At 69.1% G+C, this 16,901-nt stretch carries 19 protein-coding genes; 7 read left to right on the top strand and 12 right to left on the bottom strand.

Annotated elements, in window-relative coordinates; translation table 11 throughout:
• Nucleotides 1-18 precede the first annotated feature (18 nt).
• The 9 genes from hisH to A4W93_RS04910 all read right to left on the bottom strand — a co-directional run bounded on the left by hisH (nucleotide 19) and on the right by A4W93_RS04910 (nucleotide 7,662).
• On the bottom strand, nucleotides 19-666 hold the full coding sequence (gene hisH / locus A4W93_RS04950; RefSeq protein ID WP_085749556.1) for an imidazole glycerol phosphate synthase subunit HisH: 648 nt from the start codon (nucleotides 664-666) through the stop codon (nucleotides 19-21).
• Nucleotides 663-1,259: an imidazoleglycerol-phosphate dehydratase HisB gene (hisB, locus tag A4W93_RS04945; protein WP_085749555.1), complete on the bottom strand. Its 597-nt coding sequence runs from the start codon at nucleotides 1,257-1,259 to the stop codon at nucleotides 663-665. The genes hisH and hisB overlap by 4 nt, the downstream gene beginning before the upstream one ends.
• Nucleotides 1,256-2,338 carry a histidinol-phosphate transaminase gene (gene hisC / locus A4W93_RS04940; RefSeq protein WP_085749554.1) on the bottom strand — a complete coding sequence of 361 codons (1,083 nt, stop codon included), beginning with the start codon at nucleotides 2,336-2,338 and terminating at the stop codon, nucleotides 1,256-1,258. Before hisC ends, hisB begins: the two co-directional genes overlap by 4 nt.
• Entirely contained in the window at nucleotides 2,335-3,657 is a 1,323-nt protein-coding gene (gene hisD, locus A4W93_RS04935) for a histidinol dehydrogenase (protein WP_085749553.1), read from the bottom strand. Before hisD ends, hisC begins: the two co-directional genes overlap by 4 nt.
• Before the next feature lie 14 nt (nucleotides 3,658-3,671).
• Complete coding sequence (hisG, locus tag A4W93_RS04930; RefSeq protein ID WP_085754038.1) at nucleotides 3,672-4,307, bottom strand: ATP phosphoribosyltransferase; 636 nt, start codon at nucleotides 4,305-4,307, stop codon at nucleotides 3,672-3,674.
• A gap of 2 nt (nucleotides 4,308-4,309) precedes the next feature.
• Nucleotides 4,310-5,569 (bottom strand): UDP-N-acetylglucosamine 1-carboxyvinyltransferase, encoded by a 1,260-nt coding sequence (gene murA, locus A4W93_RS04925; protein WP_085749552.1) that lies wholly within the window; start codon nucleotides 5,567-5,569, stop codon nucleotides 4,310-4,312.
• Nucleotides 5,570-5,653: 84 nt separating this feature from the next.
• Nucleotides 5,654-5,923 (bottom strand): BolA family protein, encoded by a 270-nt coding sequence (locus A4W93_RS04920; protein WP_085754037.1) that lies wholly within the window; start codon nucleotides 5,921-5,923, stop codon nucleotides 5,654-5,656.
• Between the two features lie 51 nt (nucleotides 5,924-5,974).
• On the bottom strand, nucleotides 5,975-6,748 hold the full coding sequence (locus tag A4W93_RS04915; protein WP_085749551.1) for an ABC transporter permease: 774 nt from the start codon (nucleotides 6,746-6,748) through the stop codon (nucleotides 5,975-5,977).
• Entirely contained in the window at nucleotides 6,748-7,662 is a 915-nt protein-coding gene (locus A4W93_RS04910) for an ABC transporter ATP-binding protein (RefSeq protein ID WP_085749550.1), read from the bottom strand. Before A4W93_RS04910 ends, A4W93_RS04915 begins: the two co-directional genes overlap by 1 nt.
• A gap of 91 nt (nucleotides 7,663-7,753) precedes the next feature.
• On the opposite strand from A4W93_RS04910, the gene A4W93_RS04905 reads away from it, so the two are divergent.
• The 4 genes from A4W93_RS04905 to A4W93_RS04890 all read left to right on the top strand — a co-directional run bounded on the left by A4W93_RS04905 (nucleotide 7,754) and on the right by A4W93_RS04890 (nucleotide 11,369).
• On the top strand, nucleotides 7,754-8,428 hold the full coding sequence (locus tag A4W93_RS04905) for a TetR/AcrR family transcriptional regulator (RefSeq protein WP_085749549.1): 675 nt from the start codon (nucleotides 7,754-7,756) through the stop codon (nucleotides 8,426-8,428).
• A gap of 15 nt (nucleotides 8,429-8,443) precedes the next feature.
• Nucleotides 8,444-9,220 (top strand): tetratricopeptide repeat protein, encoded by a 777-nt coding sequence (locus A4W93_RS04900; RefSeq protein ID WP_085749548.1) that lies wholly within the window; start codon nucleotides 8,444-8,446, stop codon nucleotides 9,218-9,220.
• A gap of 93 nt (nucleotides 9,221-9,313) precedes the next feature.
• A complete protein-coding gene (locus tag A4W93_RS04895) occupies nucleotides 9,314-10,282 on the top strand; it encodes a tripartite tricarboxylate transporter substrate-binding protein (RefSeq protein ID WP_085749547.1) in 969 nt (322 codons plus the stop codon).
• Between the two features lie 187 nt (nucleotides 10,283-10,469).
• Nucleotides 10,470-11,369 (top strand): hypothetical protein, encoded by a 900-nt coding sequence (locus A4W93_RS04890; protein WP_085749546.1) that lies wholly within the window; start codon nucleotides 10,470-10,472, stop codon nucleotides 11,367-11,369.
• On the opposite strand, the gene dtd is transcribed toward A4W93_RS04890, so the two are convergent.
• On the bottom strand, nucleotides 11,370-11,813 hold the full coding sequence (dtd, locus tag A4W93_RS04885) for a D-aminoacyl-tRNA deacylase (protein WP_085749545.1): 444 nt from the start codon (nucleotides 11,811-11,813) through the stop codon (nucleotides 11,370-11,372).
• A gap of 4 nt (nucleotides 11,814-11,817) precedes the next feature.
• Nucleotides 11,818-13,086, bottom strand: a complete 1,269-nt coding sequence (gene tyrS / locus A4W93_RS04880) for a tyrosine--tRNA ligase (protein WP_085749544.1) — start codon at nucleotides 13,084-13,086, stop codon at nucleotides 11,818-11,820.
• A gap of 216 nt (nucleotides 13,087-13,302) precedes the next feature.
• Between tyrS and A4W93_RS04875 the strand changes: the two genes are divergently transcribed.
• From A4W93_RS04875 to A4W93_RS04865, 3 genes are all read left to right on the top strand, one after another.
• Nucleotides 13,303-14,685 carry a M23 family metallopeptidase gene (locus A4W93_RS04875; protein WP_237357695.1) on the top strand — a complete coding sequence of 461 codons (1,383 nt, stop codon included), beginning with the start codon at nucleotides 13,303-13,305 and terminating at the stop codon, nucleotides 14,683-14,685.
• A gap of 77 nt (nucleotides 14,686-14,762) precedes the next feature.
• Nucleotides 14,763-15,914, top strand: a complete 1,152-nt coding sequence (locus A4W93_RS04870) for an anhydro-N-acetylmuramic acid kinase (protein ID WP_085749543.1) — start codon at nucleotides 14,763-14,765, stop codon at nucleotides 15,912-15,914.
• Between the two features lie 11 nt (nucleotides 15,915-15,925).
• Nucleotides 15,926-16,453 (top strand): SMI1/KNR4 family protein, encoded by a 528-nt coding sequence (locus A4W93_RS04865; protein WP_085749542.1) that lies wholly within the window; start codon nucleotides 15,926-15,928, stop codon nucleotides 16,451-16,453.
• A 57-nt stretch (nucleotides 16,454-16,510) separates the two neighbouring features.
• On the opposite strand, the gene erpA is transcribed toward A4W93_RS04865, so the two are convergent.
• Nucleotides 16,511-16,885 carry an iron-sulfur cluster insertion protein ErpA gene (gene erpA, locus A4W93_RS04860; RefSeq protein ID WP_085749541.1) on the bottom strand — a complete coding sequence of 125 codons (375 nt, stop codon included), beginning with the start codon at nucleotides 16,883-16,885 and terminating at the stop codon, nucleotides 16,511-16,513.
• Nucleotides 16,886-16,901 lie beyond the last annotated feature (16 nt).

Genomic DNA, 16,901 nt, shown 5'->3' with positions numbered 1-16,901 from the left:
GAACGCCTTCGTGGGGCGTCACGGGGTCCAGTGGAGGAAGTTGCGGTACAGGGCGAGGCCGTGTTCGGCGCTTTTCTCCGGATGGAACTGGGTCGCGAAAATGTTATCTCGGGCGACGGCGCAGGTAAAGCGGACGCCGTAATCCGTTTCGCCCACGCTGTGCGCGGCGTCGGCGGGCTTCGCGTGGAAGCTGTGCACGAAGTAGAAGAAGGCGTCGTCGGGCACGCCCGCCCAGACCGGGTGAGGCCGGGCCTGGCGCACGCGGTTCCAGCCCATCTGGGGCACCTTGTAGCGGCTGCCGTCGGGCTGCACCTGGCCTTCGAGGCGGAAGCGCACCACGTCGCCGGGGATCAGGCCGAGGCCGCCGGTGTCGCCCTCTTCGCTGTGCGACAGCAGCATCTGCATGCCCACGCACACGCCCATCAGCGGCTTGTTCGCGGCCGCGTGCAGCACGGCCTCCTGCACGCCCGAGTCGCGCAGCTCGCGCATGCAGTCGGGCATGGCGCCCTGCCCCGGCAGCACGACGCGCTCGGCCGCGTACACCTCGTCGGGGTTGGAGGTAACGATCACATCGAACCCCGTGCCCGCGGCGACGTGCTTGACCGCCTGCGACACGGACCGCAGGTTGCCCATGCCGTAGTCGACGACGGCGACGGTCTTGCTCACAGCGACCCCTTCGTGGACGGGATCACGTCGCCCATGCGCGGGTCGATCTCGAGCGCCATGCGGATGGCCCGTGCGAAGGCCTTGAAGACCGTCTCGCACTGGTGGTGGGCGTTGTCGCCGTGCAGGTTGTCGATGTGCAGCGTGACGAGGGCATGGTTCGCGAAGCCCTGGAAGAACTCGAAGGCGAGCTGCGTGTCGAACGCGCCCACCATGCCGGACTTGAACGGCACGCGCATGTGCAGGCCCGGTCGGCCCGAGAAGTCGATGACCACGCGCGACAGCGCCTCGTCGAGCGGCACGTAGGCGTGGCCGTAGCGGCGCAGGCCCTTCTTGTCGCCCACGGCCTTGGCCACGGCCTGGCCAAGCGTGATGCCCACGTCTTCCACCGTGTGGTGGCCGTCGATGTGCAGGTCGCCCTTGCAGTCGATGTCGAGGTCGATCAGGCCGTGGCGGGCGATCTGGTCGAGCATGTGGTCGAAGAAGCCGATGCCCGTGGACAGCTTGGCCGTGCCCGTGCCGTCGAGGTTGATGCGGACCCGGATCTTGGTTTCCGCCGTGTTGCGGGTGACGTCGGCAATGCGTTCGGCTGTCATTTCAAACTCGCTTCCAGGGCTTCGATCATCAGGGTGTTCTCCTCCGGCGTGCCCACCGTCAGGCGCAGGCAGCTGGCCAGCAGCGGGTGCAGGCCGGAGACGTTCTTCACGAGCACGTTGCGTGCCTTGAGCGCGGCGAACAGCGCCGCGGCGTCGGGCACGCGCACCAGCACCATGTTGGCCTCGCTCGGGAACGGCTTGCAGCCGGGCAGCTTCGACAGCGCGGCCAGCAGGCGCGTGCGCTCGCTGCGCAGCACGGCGGCCTGGCGCGCGAACTCGTCGGCGTGTTCGAGGGCGAAGATCGCGGCCTCGGCGTTCAGCACGCTCACGTTGTACGGCGGGCGCACCTTGTCGACCTCGTCGACGAGGGCCTTGCGGCCCACCATGTAGCCGATGCGCACGCCGGCCAGGCCGAACTTGCTGAGCGTGCGCATCACCAGCACGTGCGGGTGGCGCGTCATGCGCTCGAACCAGTCGCGCGAGGCGAACGGCTGGTAGGCCTCGTCGATCACCACGAGGCCCGGCGCGGCCGCCACGATGCGCTCCATCACCGTGTCGTCGAACAGGTTCGCCGTGGGGTTGTTCGGGTACGCGAGGTAGACGAGCGCGGGCTGGTGCTCGGCGATGGCGGCGAGCATCGCGGCCTCGTCGAGCTCGAAGTCGGCCGTGAGCGGCACGCCCACGAACGTGAGACCCTGCAGGCGCGCGGACACGTCGTACATCACGAAGGCCGGCAGCGGCGCCAGCACCTTCGCGCCGGGCACGTCGCAGGCCATGCTGAGCATGGTGATGATCTCGTCGGAGCCGTTGCCCAGCACCAGCTCGAAGCCGTCAGGCAGGTTCACGTGGCGCTTGAGCGCGTTGCGCAGGTCGTCGATGCGGCCCGCGGGGTAGCGGTTCAGCGCCACCTCGCCCAGGCGGCGGCCGAGTTCGGTGCGCAGCGGCTCGGGCAGGCGGAACGGGTTCTCCATCGCGTCGAGCTTGACGAAGCCGGCGCTCGGCTGGATGGCGTAGCCGTGCATCGACTGCACGTCCTGGCGGATGCAGCGCTGGATGCGGGTGTCGAGGTCGGCGGTCATTTGGTCAGATCCTTCAGGCGCAGTTCGGCGGCGCGGGCGTGGGCCTGCAGGCCCTCGCTGTAGGCGAGTTCGGCGGCGATGGTGCCGAGCTTCTGGGCTCCGGCCTCGCTCACCTCGATCAGGCTGCTGCGCTTCTGGAAGTCGTACACGCCGAGCGGCGACGAGAAGCGCGCGGTGCCCGACGTGGGTAGCACGTGGTTCGGGCCGGCGCAGTAGTCGCCCAGGCTCTCGCTGGTGAAGGCACCCAGGAAGATGGCCCCGGCGTGGCGCAGCAGCGGCTCCCAGCGGTGCGGGTCGGTCGAGCTGACTTCCAGGTGTTCCGGGGCGATGCGGTTGCTGATCTCGCACGCCTCTTCCATGCTGCGCGTGAGGATCAGCGCGCCGCGGCCTTCGAGCGAGGCGCGGATCACCTCGTGGCGCGGCATGGCGGGCAGCAGGCGGTCGATGGCCTCGCGCACCTGGGCGATGTAGGCCGCGTCCGGGCACAGCAGGATGCTCTGCGCCATCTCGTCGTGTTCGGCCTGGCTGAAGAGGTCCATCGCGACCCAGTCGGGCGGCGTGGTGCCGTCGGCCAGCACGAGGATCTCGCTCGGGCCGGCGATCATGTCGATGCCCACCTTGCCGAACACGCGGCGCTTGGCGCTGGCGACGTAGGCGTTGCCGGGGCCGGTGATCTTGTCGACGGCCGGCACCGTGGCCGTGCCGTAGGCGAGCGCACCCACGGCCTGGGCGCCACCGAGGGTGAAGGCACGGTCGACGCCCGCCACCGCGGCGGCGGCCAGCACCATCGCGTTGCGTTCGCCACCCGGGGTGGGCACGACCATGATGATCTCGCCCACGCCCGCCACCTTGGCCGGGATGGCGTTCATCAGCACGCTGGACGGGTACTGGGCCTTGCCGCCCGGCACGTAGATGCCCACGCGGTCGAGCGGCGTGACCTTCTGGCCGAGCAGCGTGCCGTCGGCGTCGCGGTAGCTCCAGGAGCGGCCAGTCACTTCCAGCTGCCGCTGGTGGTAGTCGCGCACGCGGTCGGCGGCCGCCTCGAGGGCCTGGCGCCGGACGGGCGGCAGGCTCGCGAGCGCGGCCTGCAGCTCACCCCGGGGAATCTCGAACTCGGCCACCGACGCGGCCTTCAGCCCGTCGAACCGTTCGGTGTACTCGAGCACCGCGGCGTCGCCGCGCGTGCGCACGTCGCCCAGGATGTCGGTGACCCGCTGCTCGATCGCATGGTCCGTCGCTTCGGACCAGTGCAGCACATGCTGGAAGCTGGTGTCGAAGTCGGCGTCTGCGGTGGCGAGCTGGCGGATCTGCACGTTCATGGTGGTGTGTGTGTTTACACGATGGCTGACGCGATGGCGTCGATGAGTTCGCGAAGGGGTTCGCGCTTGGTTTTCAACGCAGCCTGGTTCACCACCAGGCGCGAAGAGATCTGCATGATTTCCTCGACTTCCACGAGGTTGTTGGCCTTGAGCGTGCTGCCGGTGGAGACCAGGTCGACGATGGCGTCGGCCAGGCCTGTCAGCGGCGCGAGCTCCATCGAGCCGTAGAGCTTGATGAGGTCGACGTGCACGCCCTTGTTCGCGAAGTGTTCGCGGGCGCACTGCGTGTACTTGGTGGCCACGGCGATGCGCGAGCCCTGCTTCACGGCGGCTTCGTAGTCGAAGTCGGCGCGCACGGCCACGCTCAGGCGGCACTTGGCGATCTTCAGGTCGAGCGGCTGGTACAGGCCCTGGCCACCGTGCTCGAGCAGGACGTCCTTGCCCGCCACGCCGGCGTCGGCGCCGCCGTACTGCACGTAGGTGGGCACGTCCGTCGCGCGCACCAGCACCACGCGCACGTCGGGGCGGGTGGTGGCGAGGATCAGCTTGCGCGATTTCTCGGGGTCTTCGGTGACCTCGATGCCCGCGGCCTTCAGCAGCGGCAGGGTCTCGTCGAAGATGCGTCCCTTGGACAAGGCGAGAGTGATCATCGTCATTTGATCCGTTCGATGTCGGCGCCCAGCCCGCGGAGCTTGGCTTCCATGCGGTCGTAGCCGCGGTCGAGGTGGTAGATGCGTTCGACCATGGTCTCGCCGTCGGCCACGAGGCCGGCGATCACGAGGCTGGCCGAGGCGCGCAGGTCGGTGGCCATCACGGTGGCGCCCGACAGCTTCGGCACGCCGCGGATGGTGGCGGTGTGGCCGTGCACGTCGATCTGGGCGCCCAGGCGCACCAGCTCGTTCACGTGCATGAAGCGGTTCTCGAAGATGGTCTCGGAGACCACCGCGGCGCCGTCGGCGATGCAGTCGAGCGCCATGAACTGGGCCTGCATGTCGGTGGGGAACGCCGGGTACTCGCTGGTGGTGAAGCTGACCGCGCGCGGGCGGCCGTTGCTTTTCACGCGCAGGCCGCCGTCGACCGATTCCACCGAGGCACCGGCCTCGCGCAGCTTGTCGATCACGGCGCCCAGGTGGTCGGCGCGGGCGTACTTCAGGAAGGCCTCGCCGCCGGCCGCGGCCACGGCGCACAGGAAGGTGCCGGCCTCGATGCGGTCGGGGACGATGCGGTGCGTGGTGCCGTGCAGGCGCTCGACGCCCTGGATGCGGATCTGGCGGGTGCCGTGGCCCTCGATCTTCGCGCCCATCGAGATCAGCATCTCGGCGAGGTCGGGGATCTCGGGCTCCTGGGCCGCGTTCTCGAGCACCGTCTCGCCCTCGGCCAGCGTGGCGGCCATCAGCAGGTTCTCGGTGCCGGTGACGGTGACCATGTCGGTCGTGATGCGGGCGCCCTTCAGCCGTTTGGCCTTCGCGACGATGTAGCCGTGTTCGACGACGATGTCGGCGCCCATGGCCTGCAGGCCCTTGATGTGCTGGTCGACCGGGCGCGAGCCGATGGCGCAGCCGCCGGGCAGCGACACGCGCGCCTCGCCGAAGCGGGCCAGCAGCGGGCCCAGGACCAGGATGGACGCGCGCATCGTCTTCACGAGCTCGTACGGCGCTTCCCGGGTGGTCAGCGGCTCGGCCGTGAGCGTGACCACGTCGGGCGTGGCCTCGTTGCGCTCGGCCGTGACCCCCATGTTGCGCAGCAGCTTGAGCGTGGTGCCCACGTCCTGCAACTGGGGCACGTTCTGGAGCGTCACCGGCTCGGGCGTCAGCAGCGCGGCGCACAGTTCGGGCAGCGCGGCGTTCTTGGCGCCGGAGATGACCACGTCGCCCTTCAGGGGGCGGCCACCGCGGATGAGGAGTTTGTCCATGGGGGTTTCAGCCCGGGACTCACACGACCAGCAAGCCCGCCGAAGGTGCAGGCCAGCCGGCCGCAGTGAACCCTGCGGCCGCTTTCAGTGGTGGTGGGGGGTGGCCGACGGGGCGGATGCGGCCCATTCGGCGGGGGTGAGCGTCTTCATGGACAGGGCGTGGATTTGCTCGCGCATTCTATCGCCCAGCGCCCGGTAGACCCGCTGGTGGCGCGCCACGCGGCTCGCGCCGTCGAACTCCGCGGACACGATGGTCGCGAAGAAATGACGGCCGTCGCCCTCGACCTGCAGGTGTTCGCAGTTCAGGCCTTGCGCGATGTAGCGCTCGACTTCGGCGGGGGTGGGATCAGCCATGGTGGTCGACATTATCGCCCATGCCGGGAAAACCCGGCCGGACGACCCGTTTCAGTGCCGGATCTTGTAGCCGATGCGCAGCAGGTGCAGGCACAGCGCGCACACCAGCAGCAGGCTGCCGCCGGCCACGGCGAGGCTCATCCACGGGGAGACGTCGCTCGCGCCGAAGAAGCCGCGGCGGAAGCCGTCGATCATGTAGAAGAACGGGTTCAGGTGGCTCAGGCCGTACCAGAACGGGGGCAGCGACTTCACCGAGTAGAAGACGCCCGAGAGGAACGTCATCGGCATGATGATGAAGTTCTGGAAGGCAGCGATCTGGTCGAACTTCTCGGCCCACAGCCCGGCCAGCAGGCCCAGCGCGCCCATCATGGCTGCGCCCAGCACCGCGAACACGAACACCCACAGGGGTTCGGCGAGGGACAGTGGCGCGAACCACACCGTGACGACCAGCACGCCGAGGCCCACCACCACGCCGCGCACGACGGAGGCGCCCACGTAGGCGAGGAACCAGGCCCAGTGCGACAGCGGCGTCACCAGCAGGAACACGAGGTTGCCGGTGATCTTGCTCTGGATCAGCGAGCTGCTGCTGTTGGCGAACGCGTTCTGCAGCACGCTCATCATCACGAGGCCCGGGATCAGGAAGCTCGTGTAGCCCACCTGGTCGTAGACCTTCACGTGGTCTTCCAGCACGTGGCCGAAGATCAGCAGGTACAGCACGGCGGTGAGCACCGGCGCGGCCACGGTCTGGAAGCTCACCTTCCAGAAGCGCAGCATCTCCTTGTAGAGCAGCGTGCGGGTGCCGGCGAGCAGGCCTGGGGCGCTCATCAGAGGCCTCCCGATTCGGTTTGCATGATCTCGAGGAAGACGTCCTCCAGGTCGGCGCGGCCGATCTCGAGGTCTTCCGGCTGGAGCCCCGCGGCGCGCAGCGTGGCGAGCACCTGCTCCACCTCGGCGGCGTCGTGGGCCTTGAGCTGCACGATGCGGCCGGTGACCCGCGCCTGGGCGGCGAGCGAGGACGGCAGCGGCGCGTCGAGCTTGAAGCGCAGCATGGTGCTGGCCGTGCCGGCGAGCAGCGCGGTGGTGCGGTCGAGCGCCACGACGCGGCCCTGCTTGAGCATCGCGATGCGGCTGCACAGCGCCTCGGCCTCTTCCAGGTAGTGCGTGGTCAGCAGCACCGTGTGGCCCTCCTTGTTCAGGCGGGCCACGAACTGCCACAGCGTCTGGCGCAGCTCCACGTCGACGCCGGCGGTGGGCTCGTCGAGCACGATGACCGGAGGACGGTGCACCAGTGCCTGCGCGACCAGCACGCGGCGCTTCATGCCACCCGACAGCTGCCGCATGTTCGCGTGGGCCTTGTCGGCGAGGCCGAGGCCGGCGAGCAGCTCGTCGATCCAGGCGCCGTTGTTGCGCACGCCGAAGTAGCCGCTCTGGATGACGAGCGTCTCGCGCACGCTGAAGAACGGGTCGAACACCAGCTCCTGCGGCACGATGCCGAGGCTGCGCCGCGCGGCGGCGTAGTCGGTGACCACGTCGTGCCCGTGCACCTTCACATGGCCACCCGTGGCCGACGACAGGCCGGCGAGGATGCTGATCAGCGAGGTCTTGCCGGCGCCGTTCGGGCCCAGCAGGCCGAAGAACTCGCCGGGTTCGATGTCGAAGGAGACGCCGTCGAGCGCCCGCACGTCGCGTCCGGCGGCGTGGTAGGTCTTGCTGACGTTCTGGAACGAGATGGCTGGCATGGAGCGCGGGATTGTAGGCAGGTCCCGTGAATCCTGCAGGACCCGGGTTGACTCGGAGGCCCGCCCAGGATTTCGCTGCTAGATTGGCCCGATGCCCTCTCCCCCGAAGAAGCCGCGCCGCACCGCCGAACGCATCCTCGAGGCGGCGCTCGTGATGTTCAACCGCCTCGGGGAACCGAACGTGTCCACCACGGCCATCTCGGCCGAGATGGGCATCAGCCCCGGCAACCTGTACTACCACTATCCGGCCAAGGACACGCTGATCAACGCGCTGTTCGACCGCTACCGGGCCTCGCTCGAGACCCTGCTCGACGCGGCCGGCGACGTGCGCCACGTCGAGGACGCCTGGCTGTTCTTCCACATGCTGTTCGAGTTGCTGTGGGAATACCGCTTCCTGTACCGCGACCTGAACGATCTGCTCTCGAAGAACCGCCACCTGGAGACCCATTTCCAGGACCTGCTCGACCACAAGGCGCGTGCCGTGCGCCAGGTGCTCGACGGCATGAACCGCGGCGGCGCGCTGCGGGCCGACAGCCACGAGCTGGACCCGGTGGCCACGGCGATGGTGGTGGTGCTCACCTACTGGCTCAGCTACGAGTACGTGCGCGACCCGCGCCGCGCGCTGGAGCCGGAAGCCGCGGGCGCCGCGCTGCTGCGCGGGGCATTCCACGTGCTGAGCCTGGTCATGCCGTACCTCGACGGGCCCGAGCGGAATCACCTCCTCGCGCTCGTGGGCCGTTACCATCCCGATTCGCCCGCCGCTTGAGCGAAGGAGAACCCGATGTCCCGCTGGAACCCGTTTCCCTACGAGGCAGACGCCTACCGCTATGACCGTGACGCGCTCAGGGCCTCGTGGTCGCGCCTGCACGCCGGCGATGCGGAGGCCTTCCCCGAGGACGACGACGTGCTCCAGGCCTGGTCGCTGTACCACGCGGGCGAGTTCGAGGCCGCGGTGGACGCGGGCCTGCGCACGGCCTCGTCCGCCGGCCTGACGGTCGCCAACAAGGCGCAGGCCATGCAGGCGAACTACCTCGAGCGCAGCGAATGCCAGCGCTTCGCGCTGTTCCTCGACGTGGTCGCGCGGGCCGAATCCCAGGTCGAGGAAGACCCGGGCAACGCGAACGCCCACTACCTGCTGGCCTATGCGCTGGGCCGCTACGCGCAGGGCATCAGCATCTCGAAGGCGCTGCAGCTCGGGCTGGGCGCACGCATCAAGGCCGCGCTCGACACCACCATCCGGCTGCAGCCGCAGCACGCCGATGCCCACACTGCGCTCGGTGCGTTCCATGCCGAGGTGATCGACACGATGGGCGCGCTGCTCGGGCGCACGCAGGGCGCGAGCAAGGACGAGGGGGTGTCGATGTTCCGCACGGGCCTGCGGCTCAACCCGATGTCGGCCATCGCCCGCATGGAATACGCGAACGGCCTGGTGATGCTGGAGGGTGAGACCAAGTTGCGCGACGCCGAGAAGCTGTACGCCGAGGCCGCCGAATGCGTGCCGCTCGATGCGGCGGAGCGGCTGCACGTGGAGGTGGCGCGGGCAGAGTTGGCGCTTTGACCGCCGCTACGTAGTTTCCGGCATGCGAGGCGCGGGGGCCATTGCGTAGCATCGGCTTTCCGATACCTGCCGACCCATCCGAGGATTGCCCCCATGAAGAAGCTGTTGCTGGCTGCACTCACCGCGCTCACTGCCACGGCCGCGTTGGCCGAGTACCCCGAGAAGCCGATCACCATCGTCGTGCCGTTCGCGGCCGGCGGCCCCACCGACAAGGTGGCACGCGACTTCGCCGAAGGCCTGCGCAAGCAGCTGGGCAAGCCCATCATCATCGAGAACGCCGGCGGCGCCGGCGGCACGCTGGGTGCCACGAAGGTCGCCAAGGCGGCCAACGACGGCTACACGATCCTGCTCACGCACATCGGCATGGCCACGTCGCCGGCCCTGTACCGCAACCTGCAGTACAAGACCCTGGAAGACTTCGAGTACCTCGGCCTCATCAACGAAGTGCCGATGACCCTCGTGGGCCGCTCCACGCTCGCCGCGAACAACTACGCCGAACTGAACACCTGGATCCAGGCGAACAAGGGCAAGATCAACCTGGCCCACGCCGGCGTGGGTTCGGCCTCGCACCTGTGCGGCCTGCTGTTCCAGAGCACCCTCAAGGTCGAGATGGTCGCCGTGCCGTACAAGGGCACGGGCCCGGCCATGACCGACCTGCTCGGCGGCCAGGTCGACATCATGTGCGACCAGACCACCAACACGATGGGCCAGGCCGAAGGCGGCAAGATCAAGTTCTACGCCGTCTCCACCGCCAAGCGCCTGAGCATGCCGGCCCTGGCCAAGCTGCCCACGCTCGACGAGTCGGGCCTCAAGGGCTTCAACGTGACCATCTGGCACGGCCTGTACGCCCCGAAGGGCACGCCGAAGCCCGTCGTCGACAAGCTGAACGCCGCCCTCAAGGCCACGCTGAAGGACCCGGCCTTCATCAAGTCGGAAGAAGCCCTGGCCGCCGTCGTCGTCACCGACAACCGCGTCAACGGCGCCGAGCACAAGAAGTTCGTCGAGGCCGAGATCAACAAGTGGACGCCGGTGATCCGCGCCAACGTCCAGTACGCCGACTGATCGCCGACCGATCGTTCTTCGCTCCGGCACGCAGGCCACCTTCGGGTGGCCTGTTTGTTTGGGGGCCGCCACGGCCGTGGTGACAGGATGAAACAGCCGGGCATTGCGCCCATTGATGCCGTGTTGGGAACCCGGCGGCGGGACCACAATCGGAACCTCGTCCTCCAGCGTTTCCTCCCGGGTCCTCATGCCCCTGTCCCCCGCCCCGTTCAAGACCGCCGACGGCGTCGACGAACTCCGCCACCGCACCCGCGGCCTCAGCCAGCGCCATCGCACGGTGCTGCTGCTGGTCGACGGCCGCCGCCCGCTCGGCGAGGTGCTGGGCATGGCGAACAAGGCGGGCGCGGCCACCAGCCACTTCGAGGAACTGGTGCGCCTGGGCCTCGTCGAGGTGCCGGCCGAGGTCATGGCCCCCGAACCGCAGGAAACGGCGCCGGGCGCCCTCGACCTGCCGAAGCTCACCAGCGTGGAACTGGACGTGCGGGACGAAGGCCCCATCACGCCGCCGGTCGAACCCTGGGTGCTCCCGCCCATCCCCGATGTCGACGAGCCGGACGTGGAGTTCGAGGTGAACCTGGCGGCCGCCGCGCCCCTGGTCCATGACGAAGGTCCGGACACGGAGGGCCATCCGGACGTCTTCCCGGTCGAGGCGGCCGTCGCGCCCGAACCGCCGGTTCCGGCACCGATGCCGACACCTGCGCCGATCCCCGCGCCTCCAGCGGCGCCCCTGCGCCGTCCGCCGCCGCCGGTCCTCACCACCCCGGTCGCCGACCACGCGCGTCCCCGCCCGGCCGTGTCCGAGGAATCGCTGCGCCACCAGGTGCGCAGCCTGCTCGTGGGGGCCATGGGCGCCGAGGCCGCGATCTTCGCGCCGCTGACGCTCACGCGCATCCGCACGGCGCAGACCCAGCGCGACCTGATCGGGCTCGTGTGGGAGATCGAACGCCACCGCAACCACCTGCGGCGCAGCCGCGCGCAGCTGCTGAGCCTGGAGAAGGCCCGCGAACTGCTGGGCATGGGCAACACGCTCGTCGCCGGAGACAGCGGGCACGGGGCCGTGTGGCCCGACACCCACGGGCAGGGCTGACTACTCGCGCAAGGTCATCGGGATGGTGACCGGACCGTCGTTGACGAGGGCCACTTGCATGTCCGCCCCGAACTCGCCCGTCGCCACCACGGGGTGCGACGCACGCGCCGTGGCCACCACCCGCTCGTAGAGCGCCCGCCCCTGTGCCGCCGGCGCGGCGCCGGTGAAGCTCGGGCGGTTGCCGCCGCGGGTGTCCGCGGCCAGGGTGAACTGGCTCACGATCAGCAGGCCGCCGTTCACGCCGGCCACGTCGAGGTTCATCTTGCCGGCCTCGTCGGAGAAGATGCGCAGCTTCAGCAGCTTGGCGACGAGCTTGTCGGCCAGCGCCTCGGTGTCGGCCGGCTCGGCGCACACCAGCACCAGCAGCCCGCGGCCGATGGCGCCCACGGTGCGGCCGGCGATGTCGACGCGGGCCTCGGCGACCCGCTGCACCAGCGCCAGCATGCGGTCAGGCCGTGAGGGTCACACGAGCGAACTTGCGTCGCCCCACCTGCACGACGTAGGTGCCGGCTTCCAGCTTCAGTCCCTTGTCGCTGATGACGACGCTGTCCACGCGCACGCCACCACCGTCGATCAGGCGCAGGCCTTCGCTGGACGATGCCGCGAGGTTCGCCGAACGCAACAGCGCGCCGATGCCCAGCGGAGCACCGGTGAGGCTCACCTCGGGAATCTCGTCGGGGATGCCGCCCTTCGAGCGGTTGTTGAAGTCGGCCTCGGCCGCGTCGGCCGCCGCCGCACTGTGGAAGCGCGTGGTGATCTCCTTGGCGAGCAGCACCTTGGCGTCCTTCGGGTTGCGACCGCCCTCGACCTCGGCCTTCAGCTTCGCGATCTCGGCTTCGCTCAGGAAGCTCAGCAGCGTGAAGTAGCGCCACATCATCACGTCGCTGATGGACAGCAGCTTCGCGAACATCGTGTTCGCGGGTTCGGTGATGCCGATGTAGTTGCCCTTGCTCTTGGACATCTTCTCGACACCGTCGAGGCCCTCGAGCAGCGGCATCGTCAGCACGCACTGGGGTTCCTGGCCGTACTCGCTCTGCAGCGCGCGGCCCACCAGCAGGTTGAACTTCTGGTCGGTGCCACCCAGCTCCAGGTCGGCCTTGAGGGCCACCGAGTCGTAGCCCTGCATCAGCGGGTACAGGAACTCGTGCACGCTGATGGGCGTGCCGGCCTTGAAGCGTTTCGTGAAGTCGTCGCGCTCCATCATGCGGGCCACGGTGTAGCGCGAGGCCAGCTGGATCATGCCCCGCGCGCCCAGCGCGTCGCACCACTCCGAGTTGTAGCGAACCTCGGTGCGGCCCGGGTCCAGCACGAGGTTGGCCTGGTTCAGGTACGTGGTGGCGTTGGCCTCGATCTGCTCGCGGCTGAGCGGCGGGCGCGTGGTGTTCCGGCCGGACGGGTCGCCGATGGTGGAGGTGAAGTCGCCGATCAGGAAGATCACCTGGTGCCCCAGGTCCTGCAGCTGGCGCATCTTGTTCAACACGACGGTGTGGCCGAGGTGGATGTCCGGCGCCGTGGGGTCCAGGCCCAGCTTGATGCGCAATGGCACGCCTGTTGCTTCGGAACGGGCCAGCTTGGTGGTCCACTCGGATTCAGGTAACAGTTCGTCAACGCCCCGGCGCGTCACGTCGAGGGCTTGCCGGACACGGTCCGTCACGGGGAACTTGTCGGCAGCAGCAGTGTCATTGACTGCGGTTGCGGAAATTTCTGACGCGGGCATGAATTGGGGCTCGTTTTTGAGGGGATATCCGGGGTTGGGGGTCCGTGGGGCTGGCTACAATGCCGCACCCCCGATGGTTCTCCACTGCAACAAGTGGGTTCTGCCCGGCGTCCGCAATTCTAGTGGACCCGCCGGTCGGCGAGACAAACCAGAGCGTCCCGTGCTTCGGCCGGCGCTTGCAATCGGGCCGCTCGGCCCCGCATCAAATTGAGTTCGTTGGAAAATATTGATCGCGCGGTCGCGTCGTTCGGCTCCCGTACCCGCCAGCTCGTCCACCAGCACCCGCGTACCCTGGCCACGGCCGTGGTCGTCGGCCTGATGGGCTTCGGTGTCACCGCGTTCGGTATCGCCCCGATGGCCCCCGACGCGTCCGACCTTCCCCGGCGCCTGGTGACCGAAATCGTCACTGCCGACGACACCTCGTCGCAGCTGGAAGCCCTCGCGAACCACCCGCTGCAGCTGTTCCGCAGCGACCTGACCCGCAGCGCCGACACGGTCGACACCGTGCTGCGCCGCATGAACGTCACCGACGCAGGTGCCGCCGCCTTCCTGCGCACCGACAAGACCGCCCGCAAGCTGCTGGAAGGCCGCGTGGGCAAGATGGTGCAGGTCCGCACCGGCGAAACCGGCCTCCTCGAGGAACTCGTGGCGCGCTACCCGGCCGAGAACCCGGACCAGGCCGGCACCCACTTCTCCCGCCTGCGCATCACGCGCTTCGAGGACAAGTTCATCGCGATGGTGGAAACCGCGCCGCTCGCGTCCCAGGTGCGCCTGGGCAGCGGCACCATCCGCAGCTCGCTGTTCGCCGCCACCGACGAGGCCCGCATCCCCGACCCCGTCGCCACGCAGTTGGCCGAAATGTTCGGCACCGACATCGACTTCCACCGCGAACTGCGCAAGGGCGACACGTTCAGCGTCGTCTACGAAGCCCTCACCGCCGACGGTGAACCGGTGACGTGGAACCAGTCGTCGGGCCGCGTGCTCGCCGCCGAGTTCGTCAACAACGGCAAGTCGCACGAGGCCGTGTGGTTCCAGGACGGCACGCAGAAGGGCGGCTACTACGGCTTCGACGGCCAGAGCAAGCGCCGCTCGTTCCTGTCGAGCCCCATGGAATTCTCCCGCGTCACTTCCGGCTTCGCGATGCGCTTCCACCCGGTGCTGCAGAAGTGGCGCGCCCACAAGGGCGTCGACTACGGTGCACCCACGGGCACCCCGGTGCGCACCGTGGGTGACGGCGTCGTCGAGTTCGCCGGCTGGCAGAACGGCTACGGCAACGTCATCCAGATCAAGCACGCGAACAACCGCGCCACGCTGTACGGCCACCTGAGCCGCATCAACGTGCGCAACGGCCAGCGCGTCGACCAGGGCATGGTCATCGGCAACGTCGGTTCCACCGGCTGGGCCACCGGCCCGCACCTGCACTTCGAGGTGAAGATCAACGGCGAGCAGCAGAACCCGCTGCTCGTGGCCAAGGCCTCCGAAGCCGTGACGCTGTCGCCCGCGGCCCAGGCCAAGTTCGCTGTCGTGGCCAAGGAATTCCGCCAGCAGCTGGAGGCGGCCGAGGCCACCGAAGGCCGCGCGGTCGCCCTCGTCGACTGACCCACCCCGAAAGAGCGAGCACGCGCTCACCCCTGGTCACAGCCGCAACCGCGTGACCCGGGGCACAATCGACTCCCATGACTGAACTGTTCGTGGGTCTGATGTCCGGCACGTCGCTCGATGGCGTGGATGGGGTGCTCGTCGATTTCGCCGCCGAGGACCCCAGCGGCCGGCAGGCACCGTCCGGGCTCGGCACCATGAAGGTCCTCGCCCACGCGCACCACCCGTTCCCCGAGGCGCTGCGCGACGACCTGCTCGCGCTGAACACCCCTGGCGGCACCGACGAACTGCACCGCGCCCAACTGGCCGGCAACGCGCTCGCGCGCCTCTATTCGCATGTGGTGGCCGAGCTGTGCGCCACCGGTCCCTGGGAGCCGGCCCAGGTCATCGCCATCGGCGCCCACGGCCAGACCGTGCGCCACCAGCCGCGCATCGACGGCCAGCCCGGCTACTCGCTCCAGATCAACAGCCCCGCCCTGCTCGCCGAACTCACCGGCATCGGCGTCGTCGCCGACTTCCGCAGCCGCGACGTGGCCGCCGGCGGCCAGGGCGCCCCGCTCGTGCCGGCCTTCCACCGCGCCCTCTTCGGACGGCCCGGCGAGGCCGGCGCCGTGCTGAACCTCGGCGGCATCAGCAACCTCACCGTGCTCGCGGCCGACGGCCAGACCCGCGGCTTCGACTGCGGCCCCGCCAACGTGCTGCTCGACCTCTGGTGCCAGCAGAACACCGGCCAGCCATTCGACCGCAACGGCGACTGGGCCGCCAGCGGCCAGGTGCAGGCACGCCTGCTCGACCTGCTGCTCGACGAACCGTACTTCACCCTCCCGCCCCCGAAGAGCACGGGCCGCGACCTCTTCAACGCCGACTGGCTCGCCGCGAAGCTGCGCCAGGTGGACGGCTCGCTGCGGGCCGACAACGTGCAGGCCACGCTGTGCGAGCTCACCGCCCTCACCTGCGCCAACGCCGTGCTGACCCAGGCCCCCACCGCGAAGAAGCTGCTGGTGTGTGGCGGCGGCGCGCTGAACCGCCACCTGATGCAGCGCATCGCCCAGCACCTGCCGCGCGTCGCCGTGCAACCCACCGACATCCGCGGCCTGCCGGCCATGCAGGTGGAGGCCACGGCCTTCGCCTGGCTGGCCTGGGCGCACGTGCACAAGCTCCACGGCAACCTGCCGGCGGTCACCGGGGCCGAAGGGCCGCGGGTGCTCGGGGCGTTTTACCCCGGCTGACACCGACTCCGATGCGCCCGTTCGGGAACTTCGACCTGACCGCCTTCTGGGAGGCGTCCGAGTACGCGGACGAGGAGTACGTCGAGCCACCGCCAACCGCCGCGACACTCGCCGCGGTGGAGGCCGACCTGGGCTACAAGCTGCCGGCCGCCTACGTCGCGCTCGCCGCCGTCCAGAACGGAGGGATCCCGGTCAACACCGCGCACCGCACGAGCGAGCCGACGTCCTGGGCCTCGGACCACATCGCCATCACCGGCATCTACGCCATCGGACGTGACCGGCCCAACTCGCTCTGCGGCGAGTTCGGCAGCGAGTTCTGGCACGAGGAGTGGGGCTACCCGGAGATCGGGGTCTACTTCGCGGACTGCCCCTCGGCGGGCCACGACATGCTCTGCCTGGACTACCGCGCCTGCGGACCGGCGGGCGAGCCCACCGTCGTGCACGTCGACCAGGAGCTGGGCTACAAGGTCACGTTCGTCGCAGCGGACTTCGAGTCGTTCATCCGCTCGCTCACGAGCGATGAAGACTTCGTCGATTGAAGCGCCGCCCAAGCAAAAGGCCGCCCGAGGGCGGCCTTGTCGCTGGCGCGGGTTCGGTCAGACCGAGAAGCTCGAGCCACACCCGCAGGTGGTGGTGGCGTTCGGGTTCTTGATGACGAACTGGGCGCCCTGGAGGTCGTCCTTGTAGTCGATCTCGGCGCCGGCCAGGTATTGCAGGCTCATGGCGTCGATCAGCAGCGTGACGCCGTTCTTGTTCATCTGCGTGTCGTCTTCGTTCACGATCTCGTCGAACGTGAAGCCGTACTGGAAGCCCGAGCAGCCACCGCCCTGCACGAACACGCGCAGCTTGAGGTCGGGGTTGCCTTCTTCGTCGACCAGCTCCTTGACCTTCGAGGCGGCGCTGTCGGTGAAGACCAGCGGCACCGGGGGGGCTTCGTCGGCGGGGGTAACGTGTTCTGCAACGGCGCTCATGGCGTCTCCAGGTGAA

It is taken from the genome of Piscinibacter gummiphilus (assembly GCF_002116905.1).
Lineage (GTDB): Bacteria > Pseudomonadota > Gammaproteobacteria > Burkholderiales > Burkholderiaceae_C > Rhizobacter > Rhizobacter gummiphilus.
This window is presented reverse-complemented; position numbering and strand designations above follow the sequence as displayed.

What these genes read in the sequence shown, in the direction of transcription:
- A4W93_RS04865 (WP_085749542.1), top strand. Translation starts at nt 15,926, where the DNA reads ATGCGCCCGTTCGGGAACTTCGACCTGACCGCCTTCTGGGAGGCGTCC.
- A4W93_RS04870 (WP_085749543.1), top strand. Translation starts at nt 14,763, where the DNA reads ATGACTGAACTGTTCGTGGGTCTGATGTCCGGCACGTCGCTCGATGGC.
- hisD (WP_085749553.1), bottom strand. Translation starts at nt 3,657, where the DNA reads ATGAACGTGCAGATCCGCCAGCTCGCCACCGCAGACGCCGACTTCGAC.
- A4W93_RS04915 (WP_085749551.1), bottom strand. Translation starts at nt 6,748, where the DNA reads ATGAGCGCCCCAGGCCTGCTCGCCGGCACCCGCACGCTGCTCTACAAG.
- erpA (WP_085749541.1), bottom strand. Translation starts at nt 16,885, where the DNA reads ATGAGCGCCGTTGCAGAACACGTTACCCCCGCCGACGAAGCCCCCCCG.
- hisG (WP_085754038.1), bottom strand. Translation starts at nt 4,307, where the DNA reads ATGATCACTCTCGCCTTGTCCAAGGGACGCATCTTCGACGAGACCCTG.
- A4W93_RS04890 (WP_085749546.1), top strand. Translation starts at nt 10,470, where the DNA reads ATGCCCCTGTCCCCCGCCCCGTTCAAGACCGCCGACGGCGTCGACGAA.
- A4W93_RS04895 (WP_085749547.1), top strand. Translation starts at nt 9,314, where the DNA reads ATGAAGAAGCTGTTGCTGGCTGCACTCACCGCGCTCACTGCCACGGCC.
- dtd (WP_085749545.1), bottom strand. Translation starts at nt 11,813, where the DNA reads ATGCTGGCGCTGGTGCAGCGGGTCGCCGAGGCCCGCGTCGACATCGCC.
- tyrS (WP_085749544.1), bottom strand. Translation starts at nt 13,086, where the DNA reads ATGCCCGCGTCAGAAATTTCCGCAACCGCAGTCAATGACACTGCTGCT.
- murA (WP_085749552.1), bottom strand. Translation starts at nt 5,569, where the DNA reads ATGGACAAACTCCTCATCCGCGGTGGCCGCCCCCTGAAGGGCGACGTG.
- A4W93_RS04905 (WP_085749549.1), top strand. Translation starts at nt 7,754, where the DNA reads ATGCCCTCTCCCCCGAAGAAGCCGCGCCGCACCGCCGAACGCATCCTC.
- A4W93_RS04900 (WP_085749548.1), top strand. Translation starts at nt 8,444, where the DNA reads ATGTCCCGCTGGAACCCGTTTCCCTACGAGGCAGACGCCTACCGCTAT.
- hisC (WP_085749554.1), bottom strand. Translation starts at nt 2,338, where the DNA reads ATGACCGCCGACCTCGACACCCGCATCCAGCGCTGCATCCGCCAGGAC.
- A4W93_RS04920 (WP_085754037.1), bottom strand. Translation starts at nt 5,923, where the DNA reads ATGGCTGATCCCACCCCCGCCGAAGTCGAGCGCTACATCGCGCAAGGC.
- A4W93_RS04910 (WP_085749550.1), bottom strand. Translation starts at nt 7,662, where the DNA reads ATGCCAGCCATCTCGTTCCAGAACGTCAGCAAGACCTACCACGCCGCC.
- hisB (WP_085749555.1), bottom strand. Translation starts at nt 1,259, where the DNA reads ATGACAGCCGAACGCATTGCCGACGTCACCCGCAACACGGCGGAAACC.